The sequence below is a fragment of the Terriglobales bacterium genome, from assembly GCA_035691485.1.
Taxonomy (GTDB): domain Bacteria; phylum Acidobacteriota; class Terriglobia; order Terriglobales; family Acidobacteriaceae; genus JAIQGF01.
Genome location: DASSIZ010000058.1, coordinates 1 through 16,537, shown reverse-complemented (window position 1 = coordinate 16,537; position 16,537 = coordinate 1). Strand labels below are relative to the sequence as shown.

At 59.6% G+C, this 16,537-nt stretch carries 15 protein-coding genes; 6 read left to right on the top strand and 9 right to left on the bottom strand.

The features are described 5' to 3' along the window. Positions 1-29: 29 nt before the first annotated feature. The 3 genes from VFI82_07185 to VFI82_07175 form a co-directional block, all read right to left on the bottom strand. Entirely contained in the window at positions 30-509 is a 480-nt protein-coding gene (locus tag VFI82_07185; GenBank protein HET7184452.1) for a VOC family protein, read from the bottom strand. Between the two features lie 155 nt (positions 510-664). Beyond that, positions 665-4,261, bottom strand: coding sequence for a BadF/BadG/BcrA/BcrD ATPase family protein (locus VFI82_07180; protein ID HET7184451.1), 3,597 nt, complete (start codon positions 4,259-4,261; stop codon positions 665-667). Positions 4,262-4,349: 88 nt separating this feature from the next. After that, positions 4,350-6,125 carry a hypothetical protein gene (locus tag VFI82_07175; protein ID HET7184450.1) on the bottom strand — a complete coding sequence of 592 codons (1,776 nt, stop codon included), beginning with the start codon at positions 6,123-6,125 and terminating at the stop codon, positions 4,350-4,352. Positions 6,126-6,493: 368 nt separating this feature from the next. Here VFI82_07175 and VFI82_07170 point away from each other — a divergent pair, with 368 nt between their 5' ends. Then, a complete protein-coding gene (locus VFI82_07170) occupies positions 6,494-6,967 on the top strand; it encodes a single-stranded DNA-binding protein (GenBank protein HET7184449.1) in 474 nt (157 codons plus the stop codon). Positions 6,968-7,221: 254 nt separating this feature from the next. On the opposite strand, the gene VFI82_07165 is transcribed toward VFI82_07170, so the two are convergent. Beyond that, positions 7,222-7,602 (bottom strand): hypothetical protein, encoded by a 381-nt coding sequence (locus VFI82_07165; protein HET7184448.1) that lies wholly within the window; start codon positions 7,600-7,602, stop codon positions 7,222-7,224. A 209-nt stretch (positions 7,603-7,811) separates the two neighbouring features. Here VFI82_07165 and VFI82_07160 point away from each other — a divergent pair, with 209 nt between their 5' ends. Next, positions 7,812-8,222, top strand: coding sequence for a hypothetical protein (locus VFI82_07160; GenBank protein ID HET7184447.1), 411 nt, complete (start codon positions 7,812-7,814; stop codon positions 8,220-8,222). A gap of 4 nt (positions 8,223-8,226) precedes the next feature. Here VFI82_07160 and VFI82_07155 read toward each other — a convergent pair whose 3' ends face one another. Further along, a complete protein-coding gene (locus VFI82_07155) occupies positions 8,227-8,754 on the bottom strand; it encodes a pyridoxamine 5'-phosphate oxidase family protein (GenBank protein HET7184446.1) in 528 nt (175 codons plus the stop codon). An 11-nt stretch (positions 8,755-8,765) separates the two neighbouring features. Next, complete coding sequence (locus VFI82_07150; protein ID HET7184445.1) at positions 8,766-9,509, bottom strand: hypothetical protein; 744 nt, start codon at positions 9,507-9,509, stop codon at positions 8,766-8,768. Between the two features lie 211 nt (positions 9,510-9,720). Here VFI82_07150 and cyaY point away from each other — a divergent pair, with 211 nt between their 5' ends. Together cyaY and VFI82_07140 are read left to right on the top strand one after the other, a co-directional pair. Beyond that, positions 9,721-10,053 carry an iron donor protein CyaY gene (gene cyaY, locus VFI82_07145; protein ID HET7184444.1) on the top strand — a complete coding sequence of 111 codons (333 nt, stop codon included), beginning with the start codon at positions 9,721-9,723 and terminating at the stop codon, positions 10,051-10,053. A gap of 87 nt (positions 10,054-10,140) precedes the next feature. After that, positions 10,141-10,908 carry a 1-acyl-sn-glycerol-3-phosphate acyltransferase gene (locus VFI82_07140; GenBank protein HET7184443.1) on the top strand — a complete coding sequence of 256 codons (768 nt, stop codon included), beginning with the start codon at positions 10,141-10,143 and terminating at the stop codon, positions 10,906-10,908. A gap of 33 nt (positions 10,909-10,941) precedes the next feature. On the opposite strand, the gene VFI82_07135 is transcribed toward VFI82_07140, so the two are convergent. After that, positions 10,942-11,565 (bottom strand): hypothetical protein, encoded by a 624-nt coding sequence (locus tag VFI82_07135; GenBank protein ID HET7184442.1) that lies wholly within the window; start codon positions 11,563-11,565, stop codon positions 10,942-10,944. A gap of 71 nt (positions 11,566-11,636) precedes the next feature. Next, positions 11,637-12,683 carry a YpdA family putative bacillithiol disulfide reductase gene (locus tag VFI82_07130; protein HET7184441.1) on the bottom strand — a complete coding sequence of 349 codons (1,047 nt, stop codon included), beginning with the start codon at positions 12,681-12,683 and terminating at the stop codon, positions 11,637-11,639. Positions 12,684-12,948: 265 nt separating this feature from the next. Here VFI82_07130 and fumC point away from each other — a divergent pair, with 265 nt between their 5' ends. Both fumC and VFI82_07120 read left to right on the top strand, forming a co-directional pair. Further along, positions 12,949-14,355, top strand: a complete 1,407-nt coding sequence (gene fumC / locus VFI82_07125) for a class II fumarate hydratase (protein ID HET7184440.1) — start codon at positions 12,949-12,951, stop codon at positions 14,353-14,355. Between the two features lie 565 nt (positions 14,356-14,920). Then, entirely contained in the window at positions 14,921-15,736 is an 816-nt protein-coding gene (locus tag VFI82_07120) for a hypothetical protein (protein ID HET7184439.1), read from the top strand. A 160-nt stretch (positions 15,737-15,896) separates the two neighbouring features. On the opposite strand, the gene VFI82_07115 is transcribed toward VFI82_07120, so the two are convergent. Beyond that, positions 15,897-16,537 (bottom strand): transposase (locus tag VFI82_07115; GenBank protein HET7184438.1); only part of this gene is annotated, 641 nt, incomplete at its 5' end.

Sequence of the window (16,537 nt, the reverse complement as noted above, 5' to 3'; positions counted from 1 at the left end):
TGATCGGTGTCCTGGTGGTGAGCTGGACCTTACTTCTGCATGGACGCCATGCGGCGCTTCATCTCTTCGGGAGTGACATCCTCGAAGTGCGTCGAGAGCGTCCAGTGATGCCCGAACGGATCGGTAATGGTGCCGTTGCGGTCTCCGTAGAACTGATCTTTCACCTCTTGCTTGACCTTGGCGCCATGCTCGATCGCTCTCTTGAACACCGAATCGACGTTTTCGACGTACAGCATGATCAACCCCGGGCTTCCGCCCAGCGTTTCCGGGCCCTGGTAGCCCATTTCCGGGTATTCGTCGGCCAGCATGATATGGGAGTCCCCGATCTGGGTCTCAGCGTGCCCGATGCGGCCGTCCGGCATCGGAAAGCGCATCACTTCCGCCGCTCCGAACACCTCCCGGTACCAGTCCAGCGCTTGGGCCGCCTTGCCCTTGCTGATCATCAGGTACGGGGTCGCGGTGTGATACCCGGCGGGAACGTAGTGGGCTTTAGTGGACGCGGTTGCCATAATTCCTCCTCCCCTCGTAAGACGTCAGTCTAGCAAGAGGCAGAATTGCAGCGGGTTAAAAGATGTAAAAAACAGTTTTGGGTAGGGCACGGCTTGAGCCATGCCGCCCAGGACCGTCAATGATGGGGGCTTTACTGACCGCCTGACCGACTCTCTCAGTCTCCCGCCATTTCCACCATGTCCTGCGACGGCTGCTCCGCGCCGGCGATCGATATCAGCTCCGCGGGTGCTGTTTCTTCCGTGCCACAGCAACCCGCCTTGGAGCCGACACTGGCGGCCAAAGTTAATTCGTGACGCAGGCGCTGCTCGAATTGCTTGAGCTGCTCTTCCACCGTAAGCTGCTTCTGGTTGTTGCGCACCATGTCTTCGCGGTAGCGCTTCAGGAAGTAGCCGATGGTTTCGACCCGGATCTTGATCGACCCGGTCGGCTTGTTCTCGTCGATGTCCTTGAAGCAGAAGTATGGTGTGCCGGAGTGCTCCACGACTTCCTCGATCACCGTGTAGATCGGCGCGTCGTGGCCGCACTTGAAGCTGGAAAGCTCCAGCGCCACCAGGTTCGGGTGGCGCGCGATATACTTCGCCGCCCACACCTTGCGCGTCGTGTTCTCCGAGTACGAGTTCTTCCACGCGTCGCTGACGTCCAGCGGGTGCGAGATCACGCCCATCTTGACTTCGTCTCCAAACAGCTTCCAGATGATCTCGTCATCCAGCGGCAGCGAGTCCTGGGAGAAGATCGGGTAACCCAGCTTCTGGAATTCCTCCAGGATTTCGTGGTTGATGCCAGGATCGTTGTGGTACGGCCGCCCCAGCAGCACGATGCCGAGCTTGTCCTCGCGTTCCAGCTTCTTCAGCACCTCGCGGGCGGTGCCGCGCATGATCTCGTTGTCGAACCTCAGCATCGCCTGGAAGCCCTGCTCCACGGCGCGGTAGTTCTCCTCCTCGCTCAAGCCGAGGATCTCTTTCCAGTCGTCGTACATCTGGCGATGCGCGACCTTGGGATCGGTCAGCTCGATGAGCGTGTCCTTCCAGATCACGCCCTTTTCCGTGAACAGGTCGGACTCCTTGGTGAACGCGGCTTTCACCGACGCCGGCGTGGCCGTCACCGTCGGACAGGCGCGCGAGCTCTGCGTCTTCACCAGGAAGGTGGGCAGCGAATCGATCATCGGGAAGAAGATGATGTCCAGCTGCTTCTTCGGATGAATGGCGTAGAGCAGGTTGTGCACGTGCGGAATGCCGACCTTGGACGGGAAGCACGGGTCAATCGCGCCGCGCTTCGCGCCTTCCTTGTAAAGCTGCTCGCTGGTGTACTCCGACCAGATCAGGTTTTCCGCTTTCACCCCCAGCGATTCGAAGTAGGCGGTGAAGAACGGTCCGCAGGAGTACATGTTCAGCGCCTTCGGCATGCCGATCTTCAGTTCCGAGCGCTTCTTCATCAGCTCAGCGCGTTTCTTCTGCGCCGCCGTGAATTGCAGCTTGGGCAGCGGGTCGGCCACCACCGGTGGCTCGTAGCTCTTGAATGCCGCCTTGGCTGCGATCTCCACCAGGTTCGGGTTTTCTTTCTTGATGGCGTCGATGTCGCCCTTGATGACGCGCATCTCCTCGACGTTCTCCACCGTTCCCTTCTCGCAGGTGGCGATGATCAACCGCTGCGCGCCGTCGGCCAGCGGCACCTTGGTCTTCACCGGCGGCTTGTAGTTCGGGTTCGGCGTCATCGTCGTCACATCGATGAACGTGCGCAGGCATTTGTTCTTGCAGAAATAGCAGCGCGTGGCTTCGTTGCGCGTGGTGGTAAAGCTGATCGAGGCCACTTGGTCAAGCCCGATGAACGTCGTCTGCTTGCCGTTCTCCCACAACCGCACCGCTTCAAAGGCGCAACCGATGGCGCCCGCTTCCCCGCAGTGCTGGTGGACAATCACCTCCGGCTTGATTTCCTTGCCCTTGAAGCGTGACTCGATGAAGTCCACCTGCGACTTCACAGCCGCCAGGTTGTGCTGCGTTCCGCCCTGCAAAATGAACTTGCGCCCGATCGCCGACAGGTTCGGAATCTGCGACACGTACAGCCAGATGTTCTTCGGCAGCACGTTGCACAGCCCCGCCATGATCTCTTCCGGCTTCCAACCCTGGCGCTGGAAGTCCACGATGTCGGACTGCATGAACACCGCGCAGCCGTAACCGAACTGCGGGTAGCCCTTGGCGTTGAAGGCGATGTCGGCAAATTCCTCCACCTTGAAGCCGAAGCTCTCGCAGGTCCCCTGCAGGAAGTAACCGTTGCCCGCCGAGCATTGCGTGTTCAGCTTGAAGTCCTTCACCCGCCCATCTTTCAGGATGATGATCTTGATGTCCTGGCCGCCCACGTCGCAGATTACGTCCGCGTCGGCGTAGAAGTGAAGCGCAGCCTGGGTGTGCGCGACGGTTTCCACCAGCGCCACGTCGGCCCCCACGGCGTCCTTCAGGATGTCCTTGGCGTAGCCGGTCGTTCCTACACCTAACACTTTAAGGGTTGCCCCTTGATCGCTGACCTGCTTGGCTACTTTTGCCACCACTTCTTGCGTGTCTTCGATCGGGTTTCCCTTCGAGAGCTGGTAGGTCTTGCACAGCACGTTGCGGTCCTTGTCCACCAGCACCGCCTTCGTCGAGGTCGACCCGCCGTCGATCCCGATGAAGCCTTCCACCACCTGCCCGGGCTGGAACGTGCTCGCAATAAATTTCTTCTTGGTGTATTTCGTCTTGAACTCGTCAAGCTCTTCCGGCGACTTGGCAAGCGCCTGCGCTCCGCCCTTCTTCGCTTTCTCCTGCGCCCGGCCCTCGGTGATATACCACTCCAGCTTTTCGAACCCGGTATAGAGGCCGATGCCCGGATCCTCCGACTTGCCGTACTCCACCGCTCCGATGCAGGCAAAGTACTGCGCATTGTCAGGCGTGGTGATCAGCTCTTCTGGGTTCACGCCCTCGGGCAGCGGGTAATTGCGCTCTTCCCATATCTTCGGGATGTTCACTTTCCAGCAATCGCGCATGCCCTTGATGTAGCAATTCGGCCCGCCCAGCAGGAGAACCACCGGGCGCAGCGTGTTGCCGCGCGTCAAAACTGACAGGTTCTGCTGCACGATGGACTCAAACAGCGACGCCATCAGCTCATCGGGAGGGACGCCCTGCTTCTGCAGGCCGTTGATGTCGGTCTCGGCAAACACCCCGCACTTGCCCGCCACCGGGTGCAGCTTCAGACCCTTGTAGCCCATCTGGCAGAGCTGGTCGGAAGGGATGCGGAGCTTGGCATTGATCTTGTCAATCACCGCGCCCGTGCCGCCGGCGCACTTATCGTTCATCGACGGCAGCTTCTTCTTCTTGCCGGTCTCGGGGTCTTCCTTAAAGATGATGATCTTGGCGTCCTGTCCGCCAAGCTCGATGACCGACCCGCACTGCGGGTAAAGCTTTTCTACCGCCAGCGAAACCGCGTTGACTTCCTGCACGAACTTCGCGCCAATGTGCTTGGCGATCCCCGAGCCGCCCGACCCGGTGATGAACGCCCGGAAATTCTCCGTCGGCGTGTTGGGGAAGTCGGCGGAGATGGCTTTCAGCATCTCGATGGCCTTCTCCGGCTGCTTGGTCTCGTGGCGCTGGTAGTCCGCCCACAGGATGTCGTCGGTGTTGCCGTCAATGATGACGACCTTGACGGTGGTGGAACCAACATCCAACCCCATCCAGAGCTGGTCGTACTTTTTCTGCGGGTCAGCCTTTTCGGTCAGTCCGGGCATTTGTCCTCTCAGCGTTTCGAGGTTTCTCGTTTCGCGTTTCACGTGGCTGCGGACACGTGAAACATGAAACTTGAAACGTGAAACGTTGCTAATGAGCTTCCTGGTGGTACGGCACTTGCGCGCCCATCTTCTCGGCGACGTGGATGGCGAAATTCGGCGCCGTGCCGATCACGCCCTTGTACTTCGGCACCTTGTACAGCGCCGCCTGCATTTCCGGATGCGCTTCCACGAAGGCGTGCAGTTCGTCGGCGGTCTTGCCGACCTTCCCCAGCACTTCCTTCATCTCGATCTTCGCCTTCGCCTTCGCCTCCCCGAGCGCCATCTGGACCCGGCTGTGGGCGTTGATCTCGCCTTCACCCGAAGTTTCGATGGGCAGGAAGATCATGTCCTTGTAATGCGCCACCACCGCCGACTGCGCTCCGTCCGATTGGGTCGACGGCATGCAGCCGAACGGCTTCAGCGAAAGCACCATGTGGCACAGTTCCTTGTTTGAGTAATAAATGTTCTTCGCCACTTCCAGGTGGCCTTCGCCGCCGCCGGCGCGCGAGTTGTAATAAGGATGTCCGAGGCGCTGCAGTTCGTACTGGTTCACCAGCCGGTGTGCCGTGCCACCCAGCGAGTCAATGATCTTGTGGTACTCGCGCGCGAAGATGACTTCCGCCACCTTCAGCTTGGCCAGCTTCTGCCGGTAGTTCAGTTCGATCTTCGCCTGCTTGTCCAGGCGCCACGCCGGAGGCAGGACCGCGCCTTCTTCCAGGCCCTTGGTGTCCCGGATCTTCTGCACTACCTGGTGGATCATGTACATGATCCAGGTGCCGACCGGCTCCACGATGATCTGCGCGCCCTCCCTCACCAGGAACGGGAACATGTTGAAGTTGCCGTCGCCTTCGGTAGTCTGCGCCCAGAACTCGCCCGTGATCTTCACGATCGGCTTCACCCTCAGCCGGTCTACCTTGATGGTGTTAAAGCGGTCGCGAACGTGGTTCAACGCGGTCACGTAGTCGTCGCTGTAGAGCTGGTTCAGGAACTTGCCAAGGTACTCGACCGTCCCCTTCATCGGGATCTTCTGCCCAAGCTTGCCCAACGCTCCCTCGATTGACCACGGTGACTTCTTCTTTAAGACTTCGTGCATGTAGTCGACGCACTCGTCCAGGATGGCATCGGTTTCGCCGGCATTGACCTCGAACGGACGGATCTGGTGCGCGATCTCGTTGATCACGTCGCCCATGTTCATCGCGTTCAGCAGGTTGAGGAAGAAGTCCAGGTTCATGCACAGCCCGGCTTCGGCTTCGCTCTGGTTCAGGCCGCCGGACTGCTGGAACAACATCACCCGGAAGCCGTCAAAACCGGCATTGCGCAGCGCCAGCCGGTACTCGGCTTCGTACATCCCGAAGCGGCACGGCCCGCACGCGCCGGCGGTGAGGAAGATGTAGTTGTTCAGCAGGTCTTCTCGCCGGACGCCGGATTCCTCCAGCTTCTGCAGGTACTGCACCAGGTTTCCGACCGTGAAATAGGTCGGATTGCACTGGCCGTTGTTGCCGTATTCCTTGCCCAACTGGAAAGCTTTGACGTCGGGCACCGGCACCACTTCGCAGCGGTAACCAAGGCCCTCCAGGGCGCCGTGGATCAGCTTTTCGTGCTTCCACGTCAGGCCGCCAAAAAGCAGCGTGGTCTTGTGTCGCTGCTCCTTGGTGAAGGTGTGCTCAATGGGCTTATGGAAGTGGTGTACCTGCTTGTGAACCACGCCCGCCTCTTTTTCCAGGCGCGCGCGCTCTTCGGCAACACGCTGGCGGATCATGTCCTCGAGCGATGAAATCTGCACTAAGCCTTGACCGCTGGCAGGAATCTGCGTAGATGTGCTCATTTCCTCACCTTCGCCCCGGATAGGGGTGTGCCGAGTTGCCCTCTGCCATCCTCACCTGGGCATGCTTCGGGCGCTGACCATTCTCAGGGTCCGAAACAGGAACGAAGAATGGATTGTGTCGAACGGGGGAAAATCGCGGTCAAGCGGCGGAGTGGTGAGCCGAGCGGAGCGGCACGACTGCGACTTTTCAGCAACTTACGGACAAAAATGTGACAAGTGTAGCTTTCAGCTATCAGCTTTCGGCGGTCAGCTTACGGCGCTTCTGCTGGCAACGCTGGTGGCGGGCCGCCTCGGCTGAATGCTGATGGCTGATCGCTGACAGCTCTGCTACACTGGCCGCTTCCAACCGCATTCTTCAGGAGCATTTCATGGCGAAAAGCGTAAATAAGGTCATTCTGGTCGGACACCTGGGCAAGGATCCCGAGGTCAAGTACACGCCGCAAGGCACGCCCGTGGCCAAGTTCACCCTGGCGACCAACGAGCGCTTTAAGGATAAGGACGGCAACTGGCAGGACCGCACCGAGTGGCACAGCCTGGTTGCCTGGCAGAGAACGGCGGAAATTGTCGGCGAGTACTGCAAGAAAGGCAGCCAGATCTACATCGAAGGCCGCCTCAAGACCGACTCCTGGGACGACAAGGAAACCGGGCAAAAGAAATATCGCACCGACATCGTGGTCAATGACCTGGTCCTGCTGGGTGGACGCGGCGGCGGCGGTGGCGATATGGGAGAAGGTGGCGGTGGACGCTCGCGCAGCGCAGGCGCGCAAAATTTCGATCAGCGCCAGCCCGAACCCGAGCACGCAACCAGCACCCAGATTACGGACGAAGACATTCCGTTCTAGCTTTCAGCTGCTATCCAGCTCTCAGCCCGGGTTGGCGCATGCCTTCAGGCCTGCAGAAAACCGTGCCACACCAGGGTGGCGCAGGCCTTCAGGCCTGCGGAAAAACCTGGCCAAATATTTGTCAATCCGAGCGGGCGTACCGAGCGGAGCGAAGGAGCCCGCGAGGAATCTAAGTTTTGTGAGTTTCTGCGGGACCGGTGGCTCACCCTGGCTGCTTTTGCCAGGGTGGCAACCAAAGCTCTTTCGCAAACCAATCAGTGGACGTCTATGCCGCCGTGGACGGAGATTTCAGGTCGGCGAACAATGATCCGGCCTCTCTCGTCCTGGTAGTAAAAATGCCGACGTCCTTCGTAAACGTAACTGCGACAGCCGTATTTCTTGGCCTGGCCTGGGGGCATGCCGCAATTGCCCCACCCTGTTTTCTTGCCATGACTCCATCCCGGCGGGCGCGCGTCGCGCTCGAACACCCGGTACTCGTAGCCTTCGCGATGCTCCCAGCCGTGATCGTCATCGCCGTCACGTTCAGCGTGCGGATTTCCTTTGCCGTGTCCCTGCCCGTGATCCGCCATGACGGCGGGGCAGGTGAAGAACAGCGAGCCGACGAGTGCAAATACTGCGACCCAATGATTTCTCATCTGTGTGCCGCCTTTGTATGATCCGTCGCACCCTAGTTTAGTGCTGGGCATCGCAGGCGCATAGTTACAGAGGTGCAGGGTTCGCCCTGAACCGGCAGCGTTGGTCGACTGTGTCCAGTGGGGAAACCCGTTGTTCCCCTTGCAGTGCTTGCGACGGGCGATGAGGTACGAAGCATGCTTGACCCATCTGGGTACAATCCGTAGCTGCCATGCGCAAAATCAATTGGTCACGCGTGCTCGGCTGCGGACTCGTGGCCGGGATGGTTTGGGTGATCCTCGGTTCCCTGGTCACCGCGCTGCTCGGCCGCGATTTCGCCGCTCTGCCCAATAACCGCCTGGCTAAACCCACGCCGGGATTTATTGCTTACAACGTTGTGCTTGATCTCATGGAGGGCATCTCCATCGTTTGGCTCTATGCCGCCTTATACCCACTCTATGGCCGCGGCGCGAGAACCGCCGTCATCGCGGCGTTCGCCTGGTGGTTTATCGTCAGCTTGGGAGATGCGACCTGGTGTTCCTTCGGGCTCTTTCCGCCGCGAACTGTTATCCCGCTGATGATTGGAACTCTGCCGGCCCTGGTCATCGCCACGCTGGCCGGGGCCAGGTTTTACAGGGAATAAATGCTCAGTCCGCTTCAAATTCCCATCTCGTCGAGTTGAACGGAAACTGTTTTTCCAGCCAGGCCAGCACCACGTGCGGGCGCACCCGGTAGCAGATGCTCTCCGGCATCACCAGCAGCGGCATCCTGTATTTCCGCTTGCTCTCGGCGTCGAGCTTGGCACGCAGTTCTTTGTCCGCAACATTCGCCTCCGCCGCCTTCCCTTCCAGGATGACCACGTCGTCGCCGGACTCCAGGTGCACGGACACTGCCGGATTGCGCGCCAGGTTCTTCGCCTTGCGCGCGTCGCGGGCGGTGCCGAAGTAGAGCGCGCCTTCCACCCACATCCCCCACACCGGCATCGAATGCGGACGCCCGTCCGGTCGCGTCGTGCAGATCCAATAGCTTCGCGAGTTCACCAGCCGCTCTTCCGCGTGGCTCCACGGAAGAAATTTCTTCTGGTGTTGCGAGGTGTAGAGTGCTGGCATCTTTGGAATGCCGACCTTTACCTTCGCCCACGACGCGGCGACCGCACGCGATTTCGTTTTCGGCATAGTCTTCGTCCTTATGCGGCGTTGGCGGATAAATCCTCGCCCAGGACCTCTCGCATCACCACCGCCAAATCTCGCAGCGCCTGTTCGCCATTGCCGCTGAAGCTGGATCCGTGCATGGTGGCCAGCAGCTTCGGCTTCAGGTCTGCCAGCGAATGCAGAATGCGGCCCGTATTCGGCGTGTAGGGCACGTAGTTGGCCAGCGGACCCTGCTGATATGCCTTCAGCGTCTCGCGCACGCGGCCGACGATATCCGATAAAGCGATGGCTTCCACGTCGCCGTCGTGGTGGAACAGGTCGGAGCACAACAGCGTTTGCGTTGTCTCTTCGAACAGCACCCCAGCGTCCCAGCCATGCGGCACGTGCGCCGTTGGGTAATAGCGGAAACGATATTTCCCGGTATCTATCAAGTCCTGCGGCCCGACCGCGCGCGCCGGGCGGCTGGCAAAATCGTTGACGCTTACCATCGCACCGACCAGGCTGCAGGCCGGCACGGCACGGGGCGCAATTTCCAGCCATTGATTGAGCGAGCCGCACTCGTCGGACTCGAAGTGGCTCCAGCTGATCCAGCGAATCTGCGCCGGATCCAGAATTTTGGCCACGCTTTCGCGCACCAGCGGGAACATCCTCTTCAGCCCCGTATGGAAAAGCATGGGTTCGTCGTCGCGGACCAGGAAGTGATTGAACTGGAGATTGATTTCGGGAACATAAATCGAGATGCGGTACAGGTCGGGTGCGATTTCTGCAATAACAGCCATTTCATCCTCACTCGGAAAAGTATAGCTCCGCTTGCCGATCACCCGTCCATCTGGGCTGCCGGATGAGGGCCCTCAACCGCGGTTCGAAACCAGAATCATGGCGCTCTCACTCCATGGCGACCGGGCCTCAGTGCTTAATTGGTACTGCATGGCGGGGCCGATTGAAAGCTGATGGCTGAAAGCTGACAACCGAATGCTAGAATGCCGCGCCATGGAAGAACGTGAATTCCGGCGCCATGCCGACGCCGCGATGGAATCGCTGAAGCAATCCCTGATCGACGCCGAAGGCGACGCCGACTTCGATGTGGAAGATCAGTCGGGCGCGCTCCACATCAGCTTCGAAGAGCCTCCCGGCCGCTTTGTGGTTTCGCCCAACGCGCCTGCCAAGCAGATTTGGATTTCCGCTCTCTCCACCAGTTTCAAACTGGATTGGAACGAGGATCAGAACGATTTCGTGCTCGGTAAAACGGGCGAAGGCCTGAAGCCCCTGGTCTCGCGCCTGATGAACCAGCAGTTGGAGACGGAAGCGATTGACCTGGACTGACCTACTGCTTTCACGTTGCGCGTTTCCAGTTTCACGTTCCGAAGATCTGCGCCAATACGCTCAGCCCGGCAACGTGAAACGTGAAACTTGAAACCTCAGCCCCGGCTCGGTGGGGACGCACGGAATCCAGCCGGCCACCTCCTCAGCTGGGCCCGCGCTCTTCTCCTCTATTGGCCGGTCATCCTTCTGGTCTCGCTTATCCTGGCGCCAGTTTCGCTTCTTGCCGGACTGTTTGATACCAGCGGCCGCGCGCGGAACGCCGTGGTGCGGCTATGGTCCGCGATCTGCCTGCAATTGGTCGCCGAGGTTTCCGTCCACGGCCTGGATCGCATTGATCCCGCCCGCTCACGGCTCTACGTCGCCAATCATCTTTCCGCCATGGACATTCCTCTTCTCTACCGCTACCTGCCATTCCAGTTCCGGATCATGGCGCACCGCCTGGTGTTCCGCGTGCCCATCATCGGATGGTGGCTGCGCATGGCAGGCGCGCTGGAAATCGCCCCGGAAAGCCTGGCCTTGTCGCGGCGTGCTTTGCGCAACGCAATCGCAACGTTAAACAGCGGAATGTCGGTGGTGATTTTTCCTGAGGGCGAACGCGCGCCTCGCGGCGAGATGCTGCCGTTCAAGCGGGGAGCATTTTATGTCGCAGTGAAAGCCGGGGTTGATGTCGTGCCCATGGCGATTCTTGGAACCTATGAGGCGATGCCGCTGGGAAGCGCGCACCTGCACCGCCGGCGCCTGCAATTCATCATTGGCGATCCGATTCCGGTGGCCGGCTATACGCGGCAAAACCTGGCCGCCTTGACTGAGACGGCGCAGCAGGCGGTGCGGAACCTGTACGAGAAAGGGGGGTAGTGGTAGCTCCTAGCCCCTAGCTCCTAGCCCTTTTTACTGCTTTGGCGGAGTCGCTGGCTTGCTGCTTCCATGCGGGTTCGCAGTTCCCGGCGGAGGCATGCTCATCATTCCGCCGCCGTGCGGATTTTCCCCGCTGGCCGGCGGCATTGCGCCGTGCGGGCTCGCGCCCCCGCCCATGCCTGGCATGCCGGCGCCCGGCTTCATGCAGGTCACGCGTCCACTCTGCGCGATGCGCAATTCCGATGGACAAGGTGCGGTGTGCACCTCCGCCTTCCCGCCCGCCTGCGCCTGTTCCGCTTGGACCGTGAACAGCTTGCCCTCCGAATTGCCGGCCACGCCCACCGTCAGTCCAGGCATGTCATACGCGACATAGAAGGCGTGCTTGTCCTTCGCCGCCGCCATCGCGCAATCTCCGGCTTTCTGGGTCGGCTCGGGCGCTTGCGAGGCCAGTCGTCCGCAGTCCTTAGCCCCGGACCCGGCAATCTCCTGCAGCTTTTGACCGAAAGCGTCGGCCGGCTTTAGGTTGGCGGGCGGGTTCGCTTCAGCAGGCTTGGCGGCGTTGCCCGACTGCGCAGAAACCGCAGCCGGCTCGGAACTCTTGTTGCATGCGGCCAGCAGCGAGGCCGCCAGGACCATCACGATCACGGAAGTGCGCATGGGAAACATTGTATTTGTCGAAGTCAGAAGTATGAAGTGAGAAGTGAGAAGTCGAACCTCACCCCTGAAAGCTAAGAGCCAGCAGCGGAGAGCTTCTTCTTCAAATCTTGCGCGATGTGCTGCCCGTGAAAGCGGCCGTTTTCGATGAAGATTTCGCTGGTGCGCGAGCCCGCCACGATCACGCCTGCAACATAGACTCCCGGAACGTTGGTCTCCAGCGTCTGGTGATCCACGATCGGGCGGCACTCCTCGGGCGTGAGTCGCACTCCGAGGCTTTGCAGAAACGCGTAATCGGGATGATAGCCGGTCAGGGCAAACACGAAATCGTTTTTCACTCGGACCTCGCCGTTCGGGGTCTGGATCAATACTGATTCCTCGCGAATCTCGCTGACCGTGCTGTTGAAGTAGGCGGCGATTTCTCCGTTCTTGATCCGGTTCTCGATGTCGGGCCTGATCCAGTACTTGACGTGCGGGTGCATCCCCGGTTGGCGATGCACCAGGGTGACGCGCGAACCATGCCGCCACAGTTCCAGCGCCGCAATCGAGGCCGAGTTTTTGCCGCCGATGATGAGCACGTCGCGATCAAAAAAAGGATGCGGCTCGCGATAGTAATGGAACACCTTCGCCAGCTCCTCACCCGGTATGTGCATGATGTTGGGCAGATCGTAGTAGCCGGTGGCAACCACCAGCTTGCGCGCCTGGTATTCGCGGACCCGCCCGGGAATCCGTTGGTGCTCCTCCGACGCCTCCAGCGCGCCAAGAATCGTGGGATTCACCGCCGTGGTGCGGACCTGGAAATTGCCGTCGCCGCCGCTGACCTGGTCCACCCGCTGGTACGGCCGGACATCCAGGCGGTAATGCTCGGCAACTTTGCGGTAGTACTCCAGCGCCTCTTCGCGCGTCGGCTTGATGTGCGCACTGGGAAACGGAATGTCGCCAATCTCCAGCAGCTCCGGCGTGGTGAAAAAAGTCATGTTCGCCGGGTAGTGAAACAAGGAATTGACCAGGCAGCCCTTGTCGATCAGCACCACGCGAAAGCCCGCGCGCTGCGCTTCAATGGCGGATGCCATGCCGCTGGGGCCGGCGCCAATGACAACTACATCGAACGTTTCGGACACGGTGATTGGATTCAGGCGGGGGCCGCAGCGGTGCGCAGAACGTCAGGAGGGTTGCCGAACCGGGTAACTGCGGCCACGCGGAATCGGCGGTTCGGCAATTCCGCAGTTCCGCAATCGGCGATTTCGCCCGGGACAACCTGTCACACCTGCATGTGCTCCAACGCACAACCGGCGCGCCCACGCAGACTATAATTTCATTCGGTACTCGCTTTTTCTCAGGTACTCAGGGACTCGGTACTTAGCTACCGCGTTGAGGAGCGCTCGAATGGCAACCACCGTGGAAAAGCCGCGCACGCGCGTTGAATCCGACAGCATGGGGAAAATTGAAGTCCCCGCCAACGTCTACTGGGGCGCGCAGACGCAGCGCTCGCTCATTCACTTCAACATTGGCCGCGACACCATGCCGCCGGAGTTGATCCGCGCCTTCGGCATCCTGAAAAAGGCCGCCGCGCTGGTCAATCAGGAGTTGGGCAAACTTCCCGCCGACAAGGCCCGCCTGATCACCCAGGCGGCGGAAGAGGTCATCAGCGGCAAGTTGAACGACCAGTTCCCGTTGCGCATCTGGCAGACCGGCAGCGGCACCCAGACCAACATGAACGTGAACGAGGTGATCTCCAACCGCGCCATCGAGATCGCGGGCGGCGAGATGGGTTCCAAAAAGCCGATCCATCCCAACGATCACGTCAACATGTCGCAGTCCTCCAACGATACTTTTCCCGCCGCCATGCACATTGCCGCCGCCGAGCGCGTCAAGCGAGCGCTGATCCCGGCGTTAAAGAGGGTGCAGGAAGCGCTGGCCCGCAAGGCGAAGGAATTCGACGCCATCGTGAAGATCGGGCGCACCCACCTGCAGGACGCGGTGCCGCTGACCATGGGCCAGGAGTTCGGCGGCTGGGCCAGCCTGATCGAGCGCGACATCAAGCGCCTGGAGATGGTGCTCGACGGCCTTTACGACCTCGCCATCGGCGGCACCGCTGTCGGCACCGGCCTCAACACGCACCCGGAATTTGCCGAGCGCGCGGCCGCCAAAATTGCCGAGTTGACCAAGCTTCCCTTCCGCTCCCACCCCAACAAATTTGCCGCGCTTTCGGCGCACGACGAGATCGTATTCGCGCAGGGCGCGCTGGAAACCACCGCCGCCTCGCTGATGAAGATTGCCAACGACATTCGCTGGCTCGCTTCCGGACCGCGTTGCGGGCTCGGCGAACTTACGATTCCGGAAAACGAGCCGGGATCCTCCATCATGCCCGGCAAAGTGAACCCCACCCAGAGCGAGGCCATGACCATGGTCTGCGCCCAGGTGCACGGCGCCACGGCCGCGGTGGGATTCGCGGGCTCGCAGGGCAACTTCGAGCTCAACGTCTTCAAGCCGGTCATCATCTACAACTTCCTCCACTCGGTCACCCTGATCACCGACGCCTGCCACGGCTTCGTCGAGTTCATGATCAACGGTATCGAGGTGAACCGCGAGAAAGTGGATTGGTACGTGAAGAACTCGCTCATGCTGGTCACCGCCCTCGCGCCCAAGATCGGCTACGACAACGCCGCCAAGGTCGCACACACGGCGCACGTCGAACACAGCAGTTTGAAAGAGGCCGCCGTGAAGCTGGGCTTTTTGACCGCCGAGGAGTTCGATAAGCTGGTCAAGCCGGAAACCATGACGCATCCATGAAACAGGAGCTGGTAATTAGGAGTTAGTAGTTGGGAGTTAGGAGTTAGGCAGTTAGGCGTTGACTCCGATTCTTGCTCCTAAGTGCTAACTACTAACTCCTGACTACTAACTACTAAGAGCCTGTAACAAAACCGTGATTACGGCGAACAAACGGCGCAAACCTACGATAATGCCTGTTATCGACAATCACTGGCGTAGAATCCGCTTATGCCGACCCGTCGAGTTCCGCGTTGGGCAAGCTTCCTGTACGTTGTCTGCGTCATCGTGACAGTGGGCGTTGGTTGGCTCTGGTTTACAGTGGGTGCCATATTGTTCTTCGTCGTTGCCGAGGGTGCAGCCATCTATGGCATTGTCGCCGTGCTTGATTGGCTGACGGGTCGAACGCCACCACCTTCCGTCACGGGCGACGGTGGGGCCACTTCAGCAGATATGGGCAATCTGGTTTAAAGCCCGTCCGGCATTACTTACGCAGGACTGTTCACGCCACTTATCGTTTTAAGACGCAGCTTGCATTTGGTTTCCTGCCCAAGACTGGCTACTATTAGACGGTTTCATTTGAGGTCAAGTGGACCGATCAAGGCTGGGCGCACTCGAAGTCGCCGTTCTTTTCTCGTTACTGGTAGTCGGGGCATACGCTCAGCAACCGCCGTTCGCCTACGAACCCTCTCTTGCAAAGAGAATCAGCTACTCAGAAATCGTCTGTTCGGCAACCATTCTCAAGACGGAAAAAATGGGAAGGAAAGAATTAATCGGGAGTGCCGAGCGGGATGAATTCATAGCGGAAGCCGAAGTGGGCCGGGTGTTCAAAGGAACTTTGCGTTCTCCTTCTGTACGGTTCCGATACTACGATTTCGGCCCGTATCCAACACCAGATCACATCGCGCCGCCCACCGCATTTTTCGAAACCGGATCGCGTTACCTTCTTTTTCTAAAAGGCGATGGACAGAATCTGCAAGTCGCAGTTCCTGTCTGGCAAATGGAGATACGTCTTGCACCGAGGCCGTCATCAGCCGCCACATCAGTTTCGCCATCACCGGCAGGAATCGCTGAGGAACTGTTCTACTCTGTTCGGTCAAAGCCGAAGACACTCGGGAGGATGGCAACCCACTATTTCAGTTGGGCCGAAGAGGTGATCGGTAAGGATGCTATTCCCGCCGTGGAGCCCTTTCTTCATTCCAAGGACGAACTTGTTGAATATCAAGCTGCATGGTGGCTATCGTTTCGCCAAGCCAGCGATACCGTCATCAACGTGCTTGCGAATACGAAGAATAGCCCTTCCATCGAAGAGTGGGCACGCTCAGGTGCCACGGACCGGCTCAGAGATATGAAGAACGGCCTCTGGTTACCACCGCATCGAGGTGAAGTCCGCGTCAACGAGTGATAAATCGTCTTAGCGTAAGTAACGAATTTGCACTGTTCCCGGTGCAGAATCATAAGTTACGATAATGCCTGTAGCTGTTGAAAAACTCCTGTTGATGGTAGCCTCTTCCTTCACTGAGCTGTTGTTTCCCTGTTAGTGCTCTCGCATTGCTTGTTGTTTTTTACGCGGTTACTTGCGCCTGTGGCGATGTCGTTCGGGCGAGGAAGCGGACCAGGCGTTTCAGATTCTGCGCGGCGGCCGCCAGGAAGAATTGTTCTCGTACGAACTTCATCCGGCGCAATCGCAGCCGGCGTAATCCGATCTGATTCTTCAGTTCGGCGAATAAAGCCTCGACTTTCTTGCGAGCACGCGACGCGATGCTGAACTCAGGCGTCTGGGCCCGATAGCGGGCGCGCTGCCGTGCTCCTTCGTGAATGTGAATCTGCAGGATCCGAGCCTTTCCTCGTGTGCATTGCGCTTTCTGCGAACAGTCGTGGCAGCGTTTTGGCGTCGACGCATACAGGTGCGTCCGGTTGCGTGCGTTGATCCCTACATAGGTGAGTTGCTTGCCTTCCGGACAGACGTAGCTGTTGTTCTCAGGCCGATAGGTGAACTGTTCCACGCTGTACAGACTGCTTTTGCCTAAAGGACACTCCTTCACCGGAATGTGCCCTGTGATGCTGTGCTGTTCGAGCCAGTCCAGCATTTCGCCATTGCCGTACGTCGTGTCCGCGCCCAGCGTCTGCGGTGGACTGCCTCGGCGCTCGGTGAAGCGCGTAATCATATCGCGCGCCGCGACGCTCTCCTGGCTCAGCCGCGCCG